The organism is Demequina sp. TMPB413, assembly GCF_020447105.2.
Lineage (GTDB): Bacteria > Actinomycetota > Actinomycetes > Actinomycetales > Demequinaceae > Demequina.
Window position 1 is genome coordinate 822,798 of record NZ_CP096184.1, and the last position, 20,064, is coordinate 842,861.

Here is a 20,064-nt window from a genome sequence, read left to right on the forward strand (position 1 = left end):
GGGCAGGATAGGGCCTATGGATAAGCAGCAGGAGTATGTGCTTCGCAGCGTCGAGGAGCGCGACATTCGCTTCATTCGATTGTGGTTCACCGATGTGCTCGGGATCCTCAAGTCGGTGGCGATTGCCCCGGCGGAGTTGGAGAACGCCTTTAGCGAGGGCATCGGCTTTGACGGTTCCGCCGTCGAGGGTCTGACGCGCGTGTATGAATCCGACATGCTTGCCAAGCCGGACCCGACGACGTACCAGGTGTTGCCGTGGCGCGGCGAGCGCCAGGGTGCCGCGCGTATGTTCTGCGACATCGGCTTGCCGGATGGTGAGCCCGCGCTTTCCGACCCCCGCCAGGTACTCAAGCGCACTCTCGACAAGGCCTCCGAGCAGGGGTTCTCGTTCTACATCCACCCTGAAATCGAGTTCTACCTGTTCAAGCCCCTCGAAGAGGGTCAGCCGCCCAAGCCTGTTGACCAGGCCGGCTACTTTGACAACGTGCCGCGAGGCACCGCGCACGAGTTCAGGCGCACGGCCATCACGACGCTGGAAGAGATGGGCATCTCCGTCGAGTTCAGCCACCACGAGGCGGGACCGGGCCAGAACGAGATCGACTTGCGTTACGCGGACGCGTTGACGGCGGCCGACAACATCATGACGTTCAGGACCGCCATCAAGGAGGTGGCTCTCGAGCAGGGGCTGTATGCCTCGTTCATGCCCAAGCCGCTGCACTACGCACCCGGTTCCGGCATGCACACCCACTTGAGCCTTTTCGAAGGCGACCGCAACGCGTTCCACGACCCCGCAGCAGAGTTGGGTCTCTCACCGGTCGCGCGCCAGTTCATGGCTGGACTGCTGAGGCACGCGCCAGAGATCACCGCCGTCACCAACCAGTACGTGAACTCGTACAAGCGACTGTGGGGCGGGGCGGAGGCGCCTTCCTACGTGTGCTGGGGCTCCAACAACCGTTCCGCGCTCGTACGCGTGCCGATCCACAAGCCCAGCAAGGGTCAGTCGACTCGCGTCGAGTACCGCGCAGTGGACTCCGCTGCCAATCCCTATCTGGCCTTCTCCGTCATGTTGGCGGCGGGGCTCAAGGGAATCGAAGAGGGCTACGAGTTGCCTCCCGGTGCAGAAGACGATGTGTGGGAACTCAGTGCCGCCGAACGCAAGACGATGGGCTACGAGCCACTGCCGTCGTCGCTGTCTGAGGCCGTCGCCGTGATGGAGAAGTCGGAACTGGTCGCCGAGACCCTTGGCGAGAACGTGTTCGACTTCTTCTTGCGCAACAAGCGTGAGGAGTGGTCTGGCTACCGCGCCCAGGTCACGCCTTTCGAACTCGAACGCCACCTAGGTGTTCTCTAGCAGGCGGTTCGTGCCTTGAGCGGCGTCCAGAGGGTCAAGCCGTGACGGCCAGGGAACTCAGCCCTGCCGCGCACTTGTTGCGCGCTGGCGTGAGCGACCCCGAGAGAGCCTTGCGGCTCATCAGCGAGATCGAGGACATCACCGGGGTCACCATCGAGGACATCCCGAGTGCCTTGTCCTATCTGGCTGAACCCGACGTCGGTCTGCTCAACCTGCTGCGGCTCGCGGAATCCGCTCAGCGCCACGGTGTTCTCGATGAGTTCGTGTCGCTCAAGGAGACCCGCGCAGGGGCCACTCTGGCCATGCTCCTAGGGGCTTCTGCTGCCATTGGCGACTTCTTGGTGAGGCACCCCCAGTACGTCTCCGATGCGAACGACTGGGACGTGTCGGAGGCGCCACAGGCCGCCGGGGCCAGGGCCAAACTGCTCGAAGCCGTCGGTGCGGACGCCGATGCCCCCGTGCCCGTCGCGACGGTGACGGGCGATGCGGGTATCGACGCCATGCGCATCGCGTATCGGCGTGCGCTCGCGCACGTGGCCGCCGTCGATGTTGCGGCATCGAATCCTCTCGCTGTCTTGCCACATGTGGCGACCGCTCTCGCCGACCTCGCGGGAGCGGCGCTCGAGGCGGCGATCGCGATTGCGCGTGGTGAGACTCCTGGTCACGAGTCTGCGCGACTGACAGTCATGGCGATGGGCAAGTGCGGCGCACATGAGCTCAACTACGTGTCCGACGTTGACGTGGTCTATGTGGCCGAGCCCGCTGAGGGCGCTGACGAATCGCAGGCCCTGAGCGTCGCGACCACTCTGGCTATGCGCGTCGCGGCCGTGTGCTCGGCGCCGTCAGGGGAGCCGCCGCTGTGGGAAGTCGACCCCAACCTGCGTCCGGAGGGCAAGGACGGAGTCTTGGTGAGGCGCGTGGATTCGCATCGCGCTTACTACGAGCGCTGGGCAGAGTCCTGGGAGTTCCAGGCATTGCTCAAGGCTCGCCCCGTCGCGGGAGACATGGAGGTGGGGCAGGCGTACCTCGACGCGGTGTGGCCATACGTGTGGACGGCAGTGGAGCGTGACGGTTTCGTGCAGTCTGCCCAGGCCATGCGCAGGCGAGTGGAGGCTCACATTCCTGCCAAAGAGGCCGACCGCGAGATCAAGCTCGGCCCGGGCGGGCTGCGAGACGTCGAATTCACGATCCAGCTTCTGCAACTCGTGCACGGACGGTCAGATGAGTCGCTCCGCGTGCGCGGCACCCTCGATGCCCTTCGGGCGCTGCGCGACGGCGGCTATGTGGGCCGCACGCAGGCAGCCGGTCTCGAGAGGTCGTACCGCCAGCTACGGGTGTGGGAGCACCGCCTGCAGTTGCGCAAGCTCAGCCGCACGCACCTCATGCCGGACACGGAAGAGGGCAAGCGCACCCTTGCACGGGCTTCTGGTTTTGCGACTGTCGGCTACATGGAAGAGGTGTGGGAAGACGTCCGCCGCGACGTACGGGCCATGCACCTCGAGATGTTCTATCGCCCCATCCTGGGGGCCGTCGCGCAACTGAGCGCGGACGAGGCTTCGCTCGATGCCTCCGCCGCCCGTGCGCGGCTGGCCGCCATTGGCTTCCGCGACCCGGAAGGCGCTCAGCGCCATATCGCCGCGCTGACGCAGGGCTTGCGCAGGCGCGCGGCGATCCAGCGCCAGCTCTTGCCGGCCATGATCGGGTGGTTCGCCTCCGGCGTCGACCCCGATGCTGGCCTGCTTGCCTTCAGGCGGCTTTCGGAGCAACTGGAGGAGTCGCAGTGGTTCCTCAAGTTGCTGCGTGATTCTGGCACCGCGGCAGAACGACTCGCGACACTACTGTCTACCTCTGGCTTTGTGACGAACGCGCTGCTCACGTCGGCCCATGACATCACGTGGCTGGACAACGACGATGACCTGGCGCGGGTGCCGATTGAGCGGCTTGATCGCGAGGCCGAAGCCATCGTCTCGCGATCAGACAACGAGGAACAGTGCATCACCTCGCTCAGGGGCTTGCGGCGCCGCGAGGTCACCAGGACCGCTGCGGCCAATGTGCTCGCGCTTCAAGACTCCGTGGGCGCCGCAAGAGCCGTCACGGATGCAGCCGACGTGCTGATGCGGTCAGCGCTTCGCCTAGCGGTCGCGGTCGTGACCCAAGACAAGGGCCTTGACGAACCGGAAGCCGACGTCGTGGTGATCGCGATGGGTCGCTACGGCGGGGAAGAGATGGGGTACACGTCCGACGCCGACGTCCAGTTCGTGTTCGAGGCTCGCGAAGGAGCCCAGGACGCGGCTGGCTTCGCTGTGGCGGTCGCGACGAAACTGAGGGACTTGCTCCAACGGCCCAATCAGCAGGCTCCACTGGCCGTCGACGCCGACTTGCGTCCCGAGGGCAAGAACGGGCCGCTTGTGCGTTCCTTCGAGTCGATGATCGAGTACTACCGCCGGTGGTCCGACCCGTGGGAGATTCAAGCGCTGTTGCGCGCTCGCCCCGTCGCCGGCCCCCCCGAATTGCGTCAGCGCTGTGCGGAGGCCATCGACGCCGAGAGGTATCGCCACGAGGTGACGGACGACGCGCTGCGGCAAATGCGTACCCTGAAGGCCCGCATGGAAGCCGAGCGCCTGCCGCGAGGCATCGACCCCAGGCGTCACCTCAAGCTCGGTCCTGGCGGCCTGTCCGATGTGGAATGGACGACCCAGTTGCTGCAGTTGCGCCACGGCCACGCAGTCCCTGGCTTGCGTACCACCCGCACGCTGGAGGCCATACAAGCCGCCCAAGAGGCTCAAGTTCTCGGAGCGCACGACGGCCTTGTGCTCACTCTCGCGTGGCGTCTGGCTACCGATCTGCGCGGCGCGATCGCGCTCAGGGGCACCTCGGGGGACAGCGATGTCCTGCCTGGCGACATCGGCGAACTCACCGTCCTGTCATCCATCCTTGGTGGGGGCGAGACCGGCCAAGAGCTTGACGAGCGTTACGCGCGCACGTCCAGGCGTGCGCGCGCCGTGACGGAACGGGTGTTCTTCGGCTGGGAGGCGGGGGCATGAGGGCGCTACGGACTCTCGCGTCTGCTCTTGCGATCCTCGCAGGCGCAACCTTGGTGGTGCTGTGGCTGCTGTCGTGGATGACTATCAAGGCCATCGAGGACGGCGCGGCGACCGAGAGCATCGTGCTGGTGGCGCTGAAGAATCCAGAGGTGACGGGCAAGATCGGCACCGAGATGAGGGACAGGGCCTTTGACGCTCTTGCGAATCAAGGCGTCGACCTTGAGGTGTGGGGTCTCGGCGACACCGCGGCCGAGAGCATCACGTCGCTCGTTGAGACGGAAGAGTTCCGCGACAGCGTGCTCGAACAGATGGAGTCCGCCAGGGGTCAGTTGCACGATGCCTTGACCGATGCCGAGCGGGAGCCGGGGCCCTTCGCCGTCGCTTTTGACACGAGCGACGTGATCAACGACAGGATCGATCAGATCGCGGTCGTGGGTTCCGAACTGCCCGAACTGTCAGTGGCTCCGCTGCGCATCGAGATCGTGTCGGCCGAGACCTTTGAGAAGGCGCGCACCGGGTACGAACGAGTGGAGTTCGCCGAGCGCTACTTCTTGTGGGCGGGTCTCGCTCTCATCGTGCTCGGCATGATCGTGTCGACGCGCAAGCGCTTTGTGATCGCCAAGTTCCTCGCAGCCGTAGGCGTGTTCTCGCTGGGCGCCTACGCTGCGCTTGCATGGATGGGACCGGACAGGATCGCGTCGTGGCTACCGGGAGGAGACGACGGTGGCTGGGCGCGCGTGCTCGGCGATGTGGTGGCAGAAGAAGCGTTGCCGTCGCTGACGGGAAGGTTGCTGTTGGCAGCGGCAATTGCCCTCACAGGAGCTGCGGTCGCCACTGGTATCGGCATGCTCGCTGGTGGGCCGCGCCGCTGAACCGACCGCCGCTACTGCACGCCTGCGCGCCGCTGCAGTTGCCTAACGGCCTGCCCTGCCACCAGGGGAATGAGGCTCATGATCAGCACAAGACCCCACGCCTCGCCGCTCAGCATGTGAGTCTGCAACACATCCGACAACACGGGCACGTATACCGCCGCGACCAGCAGGACGATGCACAACGCGATCGCCCCCCACACCCACGGGTTGCGAGTGATCTCGTTGCGGAGCACCTTGGAGCCGGGGCTTCGCAGAGCGAACGTGAACCATAGCTTGCTGAAGGCGAGCGTGAGGAAGGACACGGTGACAGCCTCCGTGGCGCTCATGCCGAGCCAGTGCTGAGCCAGGAGTAGCCCCGCGAGCACGGAAGCAGCCACCACGGCCGCAAAGCCGATGATCTCCCGCCAGTTTCGCCGGTTGAGTACCGACTCCTGCGGGTCTCGCGGCGGCTGCTTCATCTCTTGGCCGCTACCTGGCCCCACGCCGAGTGCGAGGGCGGGGAAGACGTCGGTGACCACATTGAGATACAGAATCTGCAGGGGCAGGAGCGGAAGCGGCCAGCCGGCCACGGTGGCCGCGGTGACCGCGAGCACCTCGGCCACGTTCGTGGTCAACATGAAGATGACCGATTTGCGGATGTTTCCAAACACGACCCTGCCGTGCTCGACGGCCGCAACGATGGAATTGAAGGCATCGTCGAGCAGCACCATGTCGGCAGCCTGCTTGGCCGCCTCGGTGCCACGCATCCCCATTGCCACGCCGATGTCGGCCTTCTTGAGCGCGGGCGCGTCGTTCACGCCGTCGCCCGTCATCGCGACGATCTCGCCGTTGTCTTGATACCGCTGGACCAAAGTGAGCTTCTGCTCAGGACTGACGCGGGAGAAGACGTTGACCTCAAGAACGCGTGCGTGGTCGACATCCCTGTCGGCCTCAAGGTCCTTGCCGAGCATGACTGCGGCCTCTGGGTCACCCTCGTCACCCACGATGCCCACTGCATGCGCGATCGCGAGGGCGGTGGGAGCCTGGTCACCCGTGACCATCTCGACCCGAATTCCCGCCGACTGGCACTTGTCGATCGCGTCCTTCACGCCATCGCGGGGCGGGTCGAGAAGCCCCACGAGCCCGAGGAAGCGCAGTCCTTCATAGGGACTCACGTCATCGGAGTCCGCCTGCTTGTCGGCCATGGCCAGGATGCGCAGTCCTTCCCCTGCAAGTGCCTCGGCGCGGGAGGCCCACTCCTGGCGCTTATCTTCGTCGAGGTCCTCAGAGCCGTTGTCTGCATCCGCACCCCGGATGGCCGAGCACGCCTTCAGTACCTCTGCAGGCGCTCCCTTGACCGCTACCAGAACGCCGGAGTCCTCCTCGTGGAAAGTGGCCATCATCTTCACTCGAGGGTCGAAATCCTCGATCCTGGTCTGCAGGCGGTGCTCCAGCACGTCCGATCGGTCGATGCCCAACGTCGCGCCAGCGGAGAGCAGCGCCACCTCCGTCGGGTCGCCGACCGCGTCGTCGTCCTCGCCAGTGGCAAGCCTGGCGCTGTTGCAGAGCACGCCTACGGTCAGGAGGTGCTTGGTCGCTTCGTCGGCCTCTGAGTCAGCCCCGTCGTCGTCGAAAGTGAATGCTCCCATGGGTGTCTCGACGGCGCGCAGTGTCATGCGGTTCTCGGTGAGCGTGCCCGTCTTGTCGGTGAGAATCACCCTGGTCGCGCCGAGCGTCTCGACCGCCGTGAGTCGATTGATGAGCGCATTGCGCTTGGCCATCCGGTACATGCCGCGCGCGAGCGCAATGGTCGCAACAATCGGCAGACCTTCCGGGATCGCCGCGATGCCAAGGGCGAGGGACGTCTCGATGACGAGCGTCGTGTCTTGCTGACGCACCAGAACTCCGATGGCGGCCACCAACACGGCGATAGCCATGGTGAGAAGCGCCAAGCGGCGCCCCAACTGGTCGAGGCGCCGTTGAAGCGGTGTGGCGCTGGCCTCTGCGCTGTCCGCCAGCTCGGAGATGCGGCCCAACTCGGTGTCCACACCGGTCGCGACGGTGACCCCGACCGCACTGCCGTCGGCCACGGTCGTGCCCTTGAAGAGTAGGTCGACCCTGTCCGCGAGTTGAGCGTCCTCTTCCACGGCGTCTGCGGTCTTGTTCACCGGTACCGACTCGCCCGTCAGCGGCGCCTCATTGACTCTCAGGCGGTCCGCACTCACCACCCTGAGGTCGGCAGGAATGAGGTCACCTGCCTCGACAATCACGATGTCTCCAGGGACCAACTGGGGGGCGTCAATCTGCTGATCGGAGCCTTCCCGTCTCACCGTGGTGGAGTGCTCGCCCATCTCCCTTAGCGCGGACATGGAGCGAACGGCCTTCCATTCGCTCACAAAGCCGATCGCGGTGTTGACGGCGATCACCGCGCTGACGGCGATGCCTTCTGGCCAGCGCGCCGTCGCAAAGGCGAGGATTGCGGCGCCAGCCAGCAGGTAGACGACGATGCTGCGAAGTTGCTCGACGAGGATGCTCCACCACGGACGCGACTCGGCCGCCTTCAGTTGATTCGGGCCGTGTTCGCGTAGCCGGTCCGCCGCCTGAGCGTCGCTGAGCCCTTGATCGGGATCCACGTCCCAGTGATCGAGGGTCGCTTCGATAGTTTCGGCGTGCCAACTCGTCATCGAAACTCGCTTCCCCTTGAGGGGCGCATGCCCCGACGGCAACGGCGCGACCGCGTTCACAAAGGGAGTGTCTTGCCTCCGCACCGTGGCGACAGTGCGATCCTGACCGCCGCCCGTTTCAGGGTAGCGAGAATGCGCGCGGACTTCAGACCCGCAACCACACCGCGGTGTCGTGAGGGAGAACTCCCGCTACCGGCGCCGACGCGAGCAGCACGTCGGCGTGGGGCAGGGCAAGACCTTCGTCCGACATGTTCACGAGTACGCGCACATCGCCCACCGTGAAGTCCAGCACGTCGTCAGGGGACTCATTCCACGCGACGTTCGCGGTGCCAAGGGCGTGATCGCGACGCACTCTCAGCGCCTCCTTGTACATCTCGAGCGTCGATCCCTCGACGCCCACCTGGACGGAGGCCGCGTACTCGGCCCACGACGCCGGCTGAGGCAACCACGATGCGCCAGTGGGGGAGAAGCCGTACGCTGGCGCGTCGGCTTCCCACGGCAGCGGGACACGACAGCCATCGCGCCCGTAGATGCCTTCTGGCGTGCTGAAGAAGGTGGGGTCCTGGCGGGCGCTGTCAGGGATGTCGATCGCTTCAGGGAGGCCCAGTTCCTCACCCTGGTAGAGATACGCCGAACCGGGAAGGGCCAGCATGACGAGCGTGGCGGCGCGGCCCCTTGCGAGCGCGGGCTCCTCGTCAGGGCGGTCGGCGCTCTTGGGCCCGATCCCGATGTTGTGGGGTAGCGGCTCCTTGACCGCCAGCCGCATGGGGTGGCGAATCGTGTCGTGGTTGGACAGCACCCACGTTGACGGCGCGCCGACTCCGGCGAAGGCCGCGAGTGACTCGTCGATCACTGCGCGCAGTTCGACTGCGTCCCACGGGGTCATCAAGTAGCCAAAGTTGAAGGCTTGGTGGAGTTCGTCATGCCTGACCCAACGGGCCATCTTGCTAAGCGGCGTGACCCACGCCTCGGCGACCAGCGCGCGATCGCCGTCGTAACTGTCGGCGATGGCGCGCCATCGGCGCCAGATGTCGTGGACCTCGGTGCGACCCCAGTACGGGTGGTCGTCAGATGCCCACTCGCCGCCGGTGCGCAGCGGGTCGACCTCGTAGTCGGGCAGTTGTGGCGCCTTGGCGAGGCCGTGGGCGACGTCGATGCGGAAACCATCGACTCCTCGGTCAAACCAGAACCTGAGCACTTCGTCGAAGCGATCGGCCACCCAGGGGTTGTTCCAGTCGAAGTCGGGCTGAGTCGTGTCGAAGAGGTGCAAGTACCAAGGACCAGGTGTGCCGTCAGACTCGGTGATGCGAGTCCATGCAGGGCCACCGAACATGGAGAGCCAGTTGTTGGGCGGCTGGGACCCGTCTGGCCCGCGGCCCTCGCGGAAGATGTAGCGATCACGCTCCGGCGAACCCGGCCCGGCGGCGAGCGCCTCTTGGAACCAGCGATGCTCGCTCGACGAGTGGTTGGGCACCACGTCGACGATGACGCGAAGGCCTAGCTCGTGAGCGCGCGCGATGAGCGCATCGGCGTCTGAAAGGGTGCCGAAGAGCGGGTCGACATCGCAGTAGTCGGAGACGTCGTAGCCCGCGTCGTTCTGGGGAGACGGATAGAAGGGCGACAGCCAGATGGCGTCGACACCGAGGTCAGCCAAGTGCTGCAGGCGCGACGTGATACCTGGCAAGTCGCCAATACCATCGCCGCTCGAATCGGCAAATGACCGGGGGTAGACCTGGTAGATGACGGCGGTGCGCCACCACTCGGGGACGGCGGGGACAAGGGGCGACGTTGACATGTGACCAGCCTACGGCCGTCTCAAGCGCTCGTGCACGCGCTTGCGCTTGCCTACCAGGCGCATCATTTGGTGGCTCCAGCAGTGAGCCCGCCCACGATGTACTTCTGGAGGAAGAGGAAGAGAGCCACGACCGGAAGCGAGGCCATCACCGCTCCCGCGGCAAAGGCGCTCCAGTCTGCGTAGTTGGGGTTTGAGACCATCCGGTAGAGGCCGACGGCGAGCGTCTGCCGCTCGGGATCGATCAGGACGACGGACGCGATGACGAAGTCATTCATGCTCGCGATGAAGGAGAGCAGTCCCACGACCGCAAGAATCGGCGCGACCAGTCTCAAGATGATGGTCGTGAAGATCCTGAAGTGCCCCGCTCCGTCCACTCGCGCCGCCTCGTCGATTTCGGTGGGAATCGTGTTGAAGTAGCCGTACATGAGGTAGGTGTTCACGCCAAGAGCGGCGCCAAGGTACACGCAGATCAGCCCAGCCTGGGTGTTGAGGCCGATGGCGGGGACAAGCTCGCCGATCCGGGTGAGTAGCAGGAAGATGGCGACGACGGCGAGCAATTGGGGAAACATCTGAACCAAGACGATCGTGAGTAGCCCTGTGCGGCGCCCACGGAATCGCATGCGGGAGAAGGCGTAGGCGGCGAGTGCACCCAGGAAGACCGAGAGCACTGCGGTGGTCAGGCCGATGACGAGTGAGTTCTTGAACCAGGTGAGAAACGGGAACTGATCGGACTCGAGAAGCCTGCGGAAACTATCGAGGCCGACGACGCGGAACAGGCGATTGGATCCCGTGAGGGTGCCCGTCGGGTTGAGCGATGCGGAGACCACATACAGCAGCGGCAACAGTGCGTAGGCGGATAGCACGAGCGCCACGACGTGGCGCAGGAGGTGCGGCTTGCCTCGACGCGGTCGAGACGGGCGGCTGGGACGCTTGACTGCGGTGTCGACAGTGGACATCAGTTGATCTCCTCAAGGGTCTTGGTGCGGCGGAAACTGATGATGGAGATCGCCGCGACCACGATGAAGATGATGATCGAGAAGGCCGAGGCGAGCCCGTAGTCCCTGTTCTGTCCAGTGAAGGCAACCTTGTAGACCAGCGAGATGAGGATGTCCGTGTGGCCCACCGGTATGCCGGCCCCCGTGTCTCTCGGTCCGCCACCGGTGACCAGATAGATCACGTTGAAGTTGTTGAAGTTGAAGGCGAACGTCGCGATGAGGATCGGCGCCATGGAGATCAGAAGCAGAGGCATTTCAATGTGCCGCAACATCTGCCACCGCGACGTGCCGTCCATCCGGGAGGCCTCGCGCACCTCGCTCGGGATCGCTTGGAGCGCTCCGGTAGCGACGAGGAACATGTAGGGGAAGCCGAGCCACAGGTTGACCATCAGTACCGAGATTTTGGCGAGCGTGGGATCGGTGAGCCACGGTATCGATGCGCCACCGAGGAGCACTTGGTTGACGAACCCGAAGCTTTGCGACAGCATCCCTGACCACACCATGGCCCCCAAGAAGGCCGGGAAGGCGTACGGAAGGACCATGACAATCCGGTATGCGGTGCGGCCCCGCATCGTGGGGTCATTGAAGAGCAACGCCATGAACAGTCCCAGCGCAAAGATGAGCGCCACGGACAGTGCCGCGAAGGCGATCGTCCACGCGGTGACATAGACGAGCGGCCCGCGGATGGAGGGCTCGGTCACTGCTCGTGCAAAGTTGTCGAGGCCGACGTTGACCTGCCACCCGGGCAGCACTTCGGTACCGTCTTCGCGAACGAATGCGCCCTCGCCGCCATCGCGGAATGTCTCGCCAGCGGTGGTATCGGTCAGCGTTCCCGAGGCTTCATCGAAGGACAGGCTCGACGTGTACTCGTAGGCGAGACGGCCATCGAGCGTGCGAAGGGAGCCGTCACCCGCGTCGTCTGACAGCGGAATAGCGAGCGAAGAGACTTCGTCTTGGCGCTGAAGAATGTCAGCGAAGCGCAGCGACGCATAGCCGTCTACCGCGACCGCCTGGCCGTTGGTGAAGGTCGCGTCGACTGGTTCGAGAGGGCTGTTTTGTGTGCCCAAGAGCGCGGAGCCGTCGGGGGTGGTCACGAGGAAGCCAAGCTCGCCGTCCGCCTCCACAACGGTCACGGGATATGAGGGTGAATCGGGAAGCCTGCTCTGCGATTGGCTCAGCAATGCCTCGACTGCTTGGTCTTTTGTGAGCACGTGGCCAGTGGAGTAGTTGGTGAAGGCGATGTACACCGTGTAGCCGATCACAAACACTTGGAACACGGCGAGGAACGCCAGCCCTGGGGCGATGTACTTGGCGGGCAGCAGGCCGTCGCCCAGGTAGATCAACGTCAACACGATGGCCGCCACCACGACGACCCCCGCGATCACGTAGTCGCCGCGACCAACCAGTACGGCAGCGAGGAACACCGCGAGGGCGTCGAGGCCGCCGAGCACGACGATTTTGGCAACAAGTGTGCCCATCCCTGTCGATCGGGTCGGCGCGCTTTGCAGGTCAGTCACGAAGTTCTCCCAAGGTCAGCACATGCTCGTTGAGGATGGAGGGCGGTGTTCGCAGGGGGCCGGACGATGTGGTGTCCGACCCCCTGCGCCGGGTTGGTTACGCGCCGTCGATCGCTGACTGGACGTCGGAGGTGAGCTTCTCCCACGTGGCGACGGGGGCCTCGCCATTGAGAACGCTCGCCTCGGCGATGCCCCAGAACTCCCACACGCGACCCATCGCAGGGATTGCCGGCATGGGAACGGCTTCCATGCCAGCGGCCTTGAAGCCAGCGATGATCGGGTCAGAGGAGACCGCGTCGGCAGCGGCGGTGAGCGCGGGAAGCACGCCGCCTGACTCGAACAGGGCGACCTGAACATCAACGGTGCCCAAGTAGTTCACCAGGAAGTCGTTCGCAGCAACCTTGTTCTCCGAGTACTGGTTGACAAAGAAGCCCTTCACGCCAGCGAAGGGTTGAGCCGGCTCAGAACCGGGGGAGGGGATGGCGTCAACGGCGACGTTGATGCCAGCGTCGACGGCGGCGTTCACGTTCCACGGTCCCGTCAACCAGAAGGCAGCCTGACCAGTGGTGAACTTCTCCTTGGCGATGTCTCCCGTGATTTCGGTCGACATGGTGTTCGCACCCTGGCTTCCTTGCGAGTGCAGCCACTCGGCAAAAGCGGTGCCCTCACCGAGGGTGAGCTGGCTGGGGTCGTATGAACCGGCAGCATCGCGGCCGAAGACGGGGGCGCCGAAGGCCGTCTGGAACGGGTACAGGTGATAAGGGTTGCCGTTCTCGCCTTGCTCCACGACGAACGGGAACTCCACTCCAGCTGCCTGGCCCTTGGCGATCATGTCGTCGAAGCTGGAGGCCGGCTCTGGGACAAGATCAGCGTTGCGGAGCATCGCGAGGTTCTCGACCGCGTATGGCAGCTCGTAGACGGTGCCGTCGTACGTCGAAGCGTCGAGAGCCACCGGCAAGAACTCGGAGGCCTTGTCGCCCAACTCAAGCGGCGCAATCACGCCATTGGTGGTCAGTTCGCCCAGCCAGTCGTGGGCACCCATGACCACATCGGGCCCAGAGCCGGAGCTGGCCTGCTGGATGAAGTCGTCCTTGAGCGTGGAGTTGTCTCGAGCGACGATGTCGACGGAGATGCCGGTCTGTGCTTCGTAGTCAGTGGCCGCCTGCGCGAGAGCGTCGGCGCGTTCGGCGTCCACCCACACGGTGAGGGTGCTCGTTGAGGCAGTCTCAGGAGCGGCGCTGGCGTCGGACGAGGCGGGGGCATCGGAGGAGGTCGAGCAGGCCGTCGTGAGCAGTCCCACGGCGAGCAGTGCGCCCGCGGCCATCGACTTCTTTGTCATGTGCATCAGGTATGTCCTTTGGCGAAGTTGGCGAGGAATCGTCGCCGACTTGGCGGGACAAAGTCCACACCGTCGCCCAGAGACCATTCTCTCGGCCAGCACCGTGAGTGCAAGCGCTTACAAGGTAGCGATTGCCCGGGCTTCACGCAAGCAGGGTCGATCACGGTTTGATTACGACGGACGTATAGTCCAAATAGCAGGGGTAATAGCGATGAGGATCTCGCTGCGCATTGGCGGTCGGCGAGTCCTCTTATGTTGCCGGTTGAGCGAAAATGTTGACCGCTTGCATTGCGCTAGCGCGCCGGCGCTGCAGGGCGTAGGGGCGACGGCGAGGACGCGGACGCGCCAGCGGACCCCGCGAGAGCGCGCGGTACTGGGACGGCTATTGCTCCGTGGGGACGCTCGTGGAGCGTCGGACCACCAGCTCGAAGGGCAATGCCACGTTGTGCGCGACCGAGGGTTCGCTATCGAGCGCCCGCAACACCGCCTCCGCGGCCAAGCGGCCCTGAGTCTCTGGGAACTGCGAGACCGTCGTCAGTCCGAAGAACTCGCCCAACTCGTGGCCGTCGATGCCGATGATTGACAAGTCTTGCGGAACGCGTTTGCCCAAGTCGCGAGCGGCCATGATGGCGCCCATCGCCATCTCATCGGACGCAGCGAAGAGTGCAGTGGGTGCGACACGAGGATCGCCAAGCAACTGCAGTGTTGCCCGGTAGCCACCGGTGATGGTGAAGTCGGCGACCCTCACCATGAGGGGGTCCGGCTCGAGCCCTCGTGCGCGAAGCGCACTCTCATAGCCGTCGCGGCGGTGCGCGGGAAGGTGGAAGTCAAGGTCGAGCGCAGGGTCTCCACCGATGTGCGCGATCTGGCGATGGCCGAGCGACAGGAGGTGATCCGTCGCGAGCCGCGCGACTGCGGCGTCGTCAATGCTGAGCGTCAGGGCACCAGGAATGGGTCCGCCGATTCCCACCGCAGGCTTGCCGATCGCCTCAAGCCCCGCGAGCTCGGCATCGCTGAGCTCAAGAGAAACGGCGATGAAACCGTCGACTCGCTGCCGACGCAGGAACTCGTCGAACAGGCGGGCCCTGCGCGGATTCGCGGGCGCTCCCGGCGCGGCCACCGACTGGTCGAGATGGTAGAGCGTGAGGTCGTACCCGGCATCAGACAACGCTTCGTGGGCACCTTTGAGCACGCGAGTGTAGAACCAGCCGTCAAGAAACGGCATCACGACGCCGATATTGCGCGTGCGTCCGGATGCGAGGCTCGAGGCAGATGACGAGACGACATAGCCGAGCTCCTTCGCGGCGGACTCGACTCTCAGCTTCGTCGCCGCCGAGACCGTCGTCTTGCCCGCCAAGGCGCGCGAGACCGTCGCAGTCGACACTCCTGCCAGTGCTGCGACCTGCTGGATGGTCATGGCTGCGTTGTCCTCACGCACGTACCCTATCGAGTTACCAGGGTCGCACATGTGGATCCTCCCCTAAACGGCGATCCAAGCAGCCGTTGACGGTGGGATGACCGAGTGCACCGGAGCGGAACTCACCAACACCCTGCCGCTGAAGGGAACAGGGTCGGCTGAGAGATTTGCGATGACGCGAATGCCGTTGTTGTCGAACGCGACCACGTCCTCACCGAGCTCGACCCACTCCACACTCCCGTCGCCCAGACCGCTTGTCCGCCGGTGAGCGAGGGCCGCCTTGTACATGCGCAACGTCGACCCCTCGGTGGCATCCTGAACGTCCCTGGCGAGGTCCTCCCACTCACGAGGCTGCGGCAGCCACGTTCGCCCTGAACTGCTGAACCCGAACGTCATCTTGGCTGAGTTCCATGGCAACGGGACGCGGCAGCCGTCCCTGCCGTAGCGTTCGCCGTTGGTGCGCCTCCAGGTGGGGTCCTGGCGCGCCTCGTCCGGAATGTCGATGTGCTCTGGCAAGCCGAGCTCTTCGCCTTGGTAGATGTATGAAGAGCCTGGCAGTCCGAGCATCACGAGGGTCGTCGCCCGCGCCCGCTGCAGGCCGACGACTCGATCAGGCTTGAACTCGGAGAGTGGGCCGATTCCGTGCCCCTGCGGGTTCTCGCCGAACACAGCGAGACGACTTGCGTGGCGGACCACGTCGTGATTGGACAGCACCCACGTGCTCGGCGCTCCGACCGCGCCGAACTCCGAGAGCGACCGGGAGATCACGTCTCGCATCGCCGCCGCGTCCCACGGGCACTCAAGGAAGGAGAAGTTGAAGGCCTGGTGCATCTCGTCTGGACGTACCCACTCCGCCATGCGGCTGAGCGAACGAATCCACGCCTCTGCTACCAGGATTCGGTCGGGACCGTACTCAGCGACGACGGCGCGCCATCTTCTCCAGACATCGTGCACGCCTTGTTGTCCGAAGTAGGGCGTTGCGAGTTCCTCATCGCCACCCATCGATCCGCCCGACGGGTCCGGCGTGTAGTCGGGCAGCCCTGGGGCCTTGATGAGCCCGTGCGCCACGTCGACTCGCATCCCATCGATTCCCCTGTCGAGCCAGAAGCGCAGGATGTCATCGAACTCCTCCCTGACGGCCTCGTTCTCCCAGTTCAGATCCGGCTGGCTGGAGTCGAACAAGTGCAGGTACCACTGCCCTTGGGTGGCGTCGGCCTCGGTCACGCGGGTCCAGGCAGGGCCGCCGAAGACTGACTGCCAATTGTTGGGTGGCAGTTCGCCGCTCTTACCCTTTCCTTCGCGAAACAGGTACCTGTCTCGAGCGGGGGAGCCAGGCCCTTCGGCGAGCGCCTCCAGGAACCAGGCGTGATCGGACGAGGTGTGGTTGGGCACGATGTCAGCGATAACCCGTAGGCCCAGGCCGTGAGCGGTGTCGATGAGGTCGTCGACGTCACTAAGTGTGCCGAAGAGGGGGTCGACCTGTCGGTAGTCGGCGACGTCGTAGCCTGCGTCTTTCTGCGGTGAGGCATAGAACGGCGACAGCCAGACGGCGTCGACGCCGAGATTGACAAGGTCCGTCAGGTGCTGGGTGACGCCGCGAAGGTCGCCGATGCCGTCGCCGCTCGCATCGGCAAAGGACCGCGGGTAGATCTGGTAAATCACGGCTGAGCGCCACCAGTCATGCGCCTTGTCGGCAGGGGCGGCTACGGGGGCGAGGGATTCAGAAGTCTGCACAGCGGCCTCTCTTGGTGCGGATGCTCATTCGAACGAGGACGCCGCGGTGGGGAGAGTGGAATCGAGCGCCTTCGGCCCAAATGTAAGCGCTTGCAGTCGGAACTGGCAAATCGATCGGCACGACCCGAGAGACGCGAAAGGGGCCGCCCAGATGGACGGCCCCTTTCGCGTGCTGAGTGACGACTTAGCAGTCGTAGTACAGCTCGAACTCGTGCGGGTGCGGACGGAAGCGCAGGGGGTCGATCTCTGCCGTGCGCTTCAGGTCGATCCACGTCTCGATGAGGTCTGACGTGAACACACCACCCTCAAGCAGGAATGCGTGGTCGGCCTCAAGGCTGTTGAGCACGCCCTCGAGGGTCGACGGCACCTGAGGAATCCGTGCGTGCTCCTCGGGAGGCAGCTCGTACAGGTCCTTGTCCACCGGCGCGGGGGGCTCGATGCGGTTCTTGATACCGTCAAGGCCAGCCATGAGCAGCGCAGCGAAGGCGAGGTACGGGTTGCCCGACGAGTCAGGAGCGCGGAACTCGATGCGCTTGGCCTTGGGGTTCGATCCCGTAATCGGGATGCGAACGGCGGCCGAACGGTTGCGAGCCGAGTACACCAGGTTCACCGGGGCCTCGTAGCCTGGCACGAGGCGGTGGTACGAGTTGACGGTCGGGTTCGTGAACGCGAGCAGCGACGGCGCGTGCTTGAGGATGCCGCCGATGTACCAACGCGCCATGTCGGACAGGCCGCCGTAGCCCTTCTCATCGAAGAACAGGGGAGTGCCGTCCTGCCACACGGACTGGTGGACGTGCATTCCTGAGCCGTTGTCGCCAAAGAGCGGCTTCGGCATGAACGTGACGGTCTTGCCAGCGTTCCATGCGACGTTCTTGACGACGTACTTGAACTTCATGAGGTCGTCAGCGGCGTGCAGCAGCGTGTTGAAGCGGTAGTTGATCTCTTGCTGACCGGCGGTTCCCACCTCGTGGTGCGCGCGCTCGAGTTCCAGTCCGACCTGGCCGAGCACGGTGCACATCTCGTCGCGCAGGTCAGCGAACTGGTCGGCTGGGCTGACGGGGAAGTAGCCGCCCTTGTAGCGGGTCTTGTAACCGCGGTTGGGGGTGCCGTCCTCTTCGTACTCGACGCCAGTGTTCCACGCCGCCTCTGAGGAGTCGATGTGGTAGTAACCCTCGTGCTGGTTGGTCGCGAAGCGCACGGAGTCAAAGATGAAGAACTCGGCCTCTGGAGCAAAGTAGGCGGTGTCGCCAATGCCGGTGGTCTTGAGGTACGCCTCTGCCTTGGCTGCGACGTTGCGCGGGTCGCGGGAGTAGGGCTCGTTCGTGAACGGGTCAACGATCGAGAAGTTGATAATGAGCGTCTTGGCAACACGGAACGGGTCGATGTAAGCGGTCGCCACGTCGGGCAGCAGCTTCATGTCGGACTCGTTGATGGCCTGGAATCCGCGGATCGATGATCCGTCGAACATAGCGCCATCCTTGAACACGTCTTCCGTGAACTGGGCGGCGGGGATGTTGAAGTGCTGCATCACGCCAGGCAGGTCGCAGAAGCGGATGTCGACATACTCGACGCCCTCCTCCTTGACGTAGGCGAGCGCCTCTTCGGCGGTCTTGAACATCGGATTGCTCCTTGAGGTAGGTCAGGCCAACTGTGGCTCCACCCAACCTAGTGGCAGGGCATTACCCGTGCGTATTCCGGGTGTTACGAGGACGTTACGAGGTGGCGGTCCTGGTAGCACGGTTCTCAACCAGGTCTCGGGCTCCAGCACTGCGTGGGTACGCTGGCTCCGTGACGGAGATCTTGAGATGACGGGGCACCTTGACGTCCAGGTGGACGCGGCGCTTTTCGACATGGACGGCACGCTTGTCGACTCGAACGCGGTGGTCGAGCAGATGTGGTCGGCTTTTGCGAACGAGCAGTCACTGAGCCCCTCCGACGTGATCGCGTTCGCGCACGGTGTGCCGTCCATGTCCACGCTGCGCCGCTTCGTGCCGGATTCCGCCGACATTGAGGCGTGGTTTGCGCGGATATCGCGCTGGGAAGAAGAACACTTCGACGAGGTCACTCAGATGCCGGGTGCTGGCCAGCTGCTCGAGGCGTTGCCGGCCGACGCTTGGGCGGTGGTGACGTCCGCACTGAGGCTACCGGCGCTCAGGCGCCTTGCGGCCGTTGGCTTTGCTACCCCGGCGGTGCTCATCGGCGCGGACGACGTTGGCATGGGAAAGCCTGACCCCGAGGGTTACGTGGCCGCCGCACGAGCGCTTGGCGTCGACCCCAGCCGTTGCGTTGTCTTCGAAGACACCGTCGCTGGAATCCTGGCGGCACGTGCTGCTGGCGCCATACCCGTCGTGATGGGGGCCGTGCGGCACGAGGCGATGGAAGGCATCGCGCGGCTCAGTGACTGGCGCGGCGTGCGGGTCGAACAGGGGACTGAGGCGCGACTGCACCTCCTGAGCGACTAGGGCTCAGCGCCCCCGCATCGCCTTGCGGTCGGCCCTGGCCTTGGTGGGGTCAATGCCCTTCGGCACTGCCATTTGCGGTCCGCCCATCGCGCGCAGCCGTGCCCGCACGGTCTCGGCGTCGGACGCCGACAAACCTTTGCGCAAGCCCCGGCCGAACTGCTTAGTCCTCACCGACTTGATTTCCTTGGTGAGCCGCTTGAGAGGCACCTCGCCTTCGCCGTGACCGACGTAGATCGGGGTCACCGGCACGCCGGGGACGAGCTTGCCCAAGCGAGCGACCGTCTGGTTGACCTGCCGCTTGGCGGCTTGGCCGCCCTCGACAAGCAACACCACGCCGCCGTTGCCAACGCCCTGGAAGACGACCGAGCGGGACTTCTGGTCGACAGCGATGGGCTCCTCGGCAAACTGCCAGTTTCTCGTGACGGACTGGGCGACCGCGAGCGAACCGCCCATGACCCCGTCCATTTGCTGGAACATCTGCTTCTCGAAGCGCTTGGTCAGCACGTACAGCGATGCAACAGCGCCGACCATGATTCCCGTGAGCGGGCCGTAGATCTTGGCGGCGAGCCCGTCACTTAAGAGTCCGGCAACAACGCCGACGATGATCGGCACCAGGATGAGGCTGCCGAGGATCCACGGCAGTTTCTTGTCCGTCCTCGCCGTGACCGTGTAGGCCTGCCAGAGGGTCTTGTACCAACGCTGCTTGGGTGCGGGGGGTGCTTGCTTCGCCATAATGGGCCCAGTCTAGCGGCGCCACTCTCTGCCGGGGTTCCTCTAGGTCTTCCGGAAGCGGTTGCACCAATCGCCGAGTTTCGAAAACTACTGTTGCGGTTGCAGCTCAAAGATCCGGGGGGTACGTTTTTATTTGCTGGCGG

Annotated in this window: 13 protein-coding genes; 4 read left to right on the forward strand and 9 right to left on the reverse strand. The window is 64.7% G+C overall.

What is annotated here, in order from left to right:
- Window positions 1-16: 16 nt before the first annotated feature.
- The 3 genes from LGT36_RS04050 to LGT36_RS04060 are packed head-to-tail and all read left to right on the forward strand — an operon-like array spanning window position 17 to window position 5,267.
- On the forward strand, window positions 17-1,351 hold the full coding sequence (locus LGT36_RS04050; RefSeq protein WP_226097407.1) for a glutamine synthetase family protein: 1,335 nt from the start codon (window positions 17-19) through the stop codon (window positions 1,349-1,351).
- A gap of 41 nt (window positions 1,352-1,392) precedes the next feature.
- Window positions 1,393-4,395 carry a bifunctional [glutamine synthetase] adenylyltransferase/[glutamine synthetase]-adenylyl-L-tyrosine phosphorylase gene (locus LGT36_RS04055; RefSeq protein ID WP_226097408.1) on the forward strand — a complete coding sequence of 1,001 codons (3,003 nt, stop codon included), beginning with the start codon at window positions 1,393-1,395 and terminating at the stop codon, window positions 4,393-4,395.
- A complete protein-coding gene (locus tag LGT36_RS04060) occupies window positions 4,392-5,267 on the forward strand; it encodes a hypothetical protein (RefSeq protein ID WP_226097409.1) in 876 nt (291 codons plus the stop codon). Before LGT36_RS04055 ends, LGT36_RS04060 begins: the two co-directional genes overlap by 4 nt.
- An 11-nt stretch (window positions 5,268-5,278) precedes the next feature.
- Here LGT36_RS04060 and LGT36_RS04065 read toward each other — a convergent pair whose 3' ends face one another.
- The 8 genes from LGT36_RS04065 to glnA all read right to left on the reverse strand — a co-directional run bounded on the left by LGT36_RS04065 (window position 5,279) and on the right by glnA (window position 18,345).
- Window positions 5,279-7,930: a cation-transporting P-type ATPase gene (locus tag LGT36_RS04065; protein WP_226097410.1), complete on the reverse strand. Its 2,652-nt coding sequence runs from the start codon at window positions 7,928-7,930 to the stop codon at window positions 5,279-5,281.
- A 145-nt stretch (window positions 7,931-8,075) separates the two neighbouring features.
- The gene (locus tag LGT36_RS04070; protein WP_226097411.1) at window positions 8,076-9,725 is read right to left on the reverse strand and encodes a glycoside hydrolase family 13 protein; all 1,650 of its coding nucleotides are present in this window, start codon (window positions 9,723-9,725) and stop codon (window positions 8,076-8,078) included.
- Window positions 9,726-9,787: 62 nt separating this feature from the next.
- Entirely contained in the window at window positions 9,788-10,681 is an 894-nt protein-coding gene (locus LGT36_RS04075; protein ID WP_226097412.1) for a sugar ABC transporter permease, read from the reverse strand.
- Window positions 10,681-12,237: an ABC transporter permease subunit gene (locus LGT36_RS04080; protein WP_226097413.1), complete on the reverse strand. Its 1,557-nt coding sequence runs from the start codon at window positions 12,235-12,237 to the stop codon at window positions 10,681-10,683. The genes LGT36_RS04075 and LGT36_RS04080 overlap by 1 nt, the downstream gene beginning before the upstream one ends.
- 97 nt (window positions 12,238-12,334) lie before the next feature.
- Window positions 12,335-13,582, reverse strand: a complete 1,248-nt coding sequence (locus LGT36_RS04085; protein ID WP_226097414.1) for a maltose ABC transporter substrate-binding protein — start codon at window positions 13,580-13,582, stop codon at window positions 12,335-12,337.
- Window positions 13,583-13,958: 376 nt separating this feature from the next.
- Window positions 13,959-14,993 carry a LacI family DNA-binding transcriptional regulator gene (locus LGT36_RS04090; RefSeq protein WP_226264713.1) on the reverse strand — a complete coding sequence of 345 codons (1,035 nt, stop codon included), beginning with the start codon at window positions 14,991-14,993 and terminating at the stop codon, window positions 13,959-13,961.
- A gap of 63 nt (window positions 14,994-15,056) precedes the next feature.
- Entirely contained in the window at window positions 15,057-16,727 is a 1,671-nt protein-coding gene (locus LGT36_RS04095) for a glycoside hydrolase family 13 protein (RefSeq protein ID WP_226095992.1), read from the reverse strand.
- A 184-nt stretch (window positions 16,728-16,911) separates the two neighbouring features.
- Window positions 16,912-18,345, reverse strand: a complete 1,434-nt coding sequence (gene glnA, locus LGT36_RS04100) for a type I glutamate--ammonia ligase (RefSeq protein ID WP_226095991.1) — start codon at window positions 18,343-18,345, stop codon at window positions 16,912-16,914.
- A gap of 187 nt (window positions 18,346-18,532) precedes the next feature.
- Here glnA and LGT36_RS04105 point away from each other — a divergent pair, with 187 nt between their 5' ends.
- On the forward strand, window positions 18,533-19,189 hold the full coding sequence (locus LGT36_RS04105) for an HAD-IA family hydrolase (RefSeq protein ID WP_226095990.1): 657 nt from the start codon (window positions 18,533-18,535) through the stop codon (window positions 19,187-19,189).
- Between the two features lie 3 nt (window positions 19,190-19,192).
- Here the strand turns inward: LGT36_RS04105 and LGT36_RS04110 are convergent, their stop codons facing one another.
- On the reverse strand, window positions 19,193-19,921 hold the full coding sequence (locus tag LGT36_RS04110; protein ID WP_226095989.1) for a DUF4191 family protein: 729 nt from the start codon (window positions 19,919-19,921) through the stop codon (window positions 19,193-19,195).
- Window positions 19,922-20,064 lie beyond the last annotated feature (143 nt).

Coding starts and splice junctions, on each gene's coding strand:
- LGT36_RS04050 (WP_226097407.1), top strand. CDS start 17: ATGGATAAGCAGCAGGAGTATGTGCTTCGCAGCGTCGAGGAGCGCGAC.
- LGT36_RS04060 (WP_226097409.1), top strand. CDS start 4,392: ATGAGGGCGCTACGGACTCTCGCGTCTGCTCTTGCGATCCTCGCAGGC.
- LGT36_RS04065 (WP_226097410.1), bottom strand. CDS start 7,930: ATGACGAGTTGGCACGCCGAAACTATCGAAGCGACCCTCGATCACTGG.
- LGT36_RS04070 (WP_226097411.1), bottom strand. CDS start 9,725: ATGTCAACGTCGCCCCTTGTCCCCGCCGTCCCCGAGTGGTGGCGCACC.
- LGT36_RS04075 (WP_226097412.1), bottom strand. CDS start 10,681: ATGTCCACTGTCGACACCGCAGTCAAGCGTCCCAGCCGCCCGTCTCGA.
- LGT36_RS04085 (WP_226097414.1), bottom strand. CDS start 13,582: ATGCACATGACAAAGAAGTCGATGGCCGCGGGCGCACTGCTCGCCGTG.
- LGT36_RS04090 (WP_226264713.1), bottom strand. CDS start 14,993: ATGACCATCCAGCAGGTCGCAGCACTGGCAGGAGTGTCGACTGCGACG.
- glnA (WP_226095991.1), bottom strand. CDS start 18,345: ATGTTCAAGACCGCCGAAGAGGCGCTCGCCTACGTCAAGGAGGAGGGC.
- LGT36_RS04105 (WP_226095990.1), top strand. CDS start 18,533: ATGACGGGGCACCTTGACGTCCAGGTGGACGCGGCGCTTTTCGACATG.
- LGT36_RS04110 (WP_226095989.1), bottom strand. CDS start 19,921: ATGGCGAAGCAAGCACCCCCCGCACCCAAGCAGCGTTGGTACAAGACC.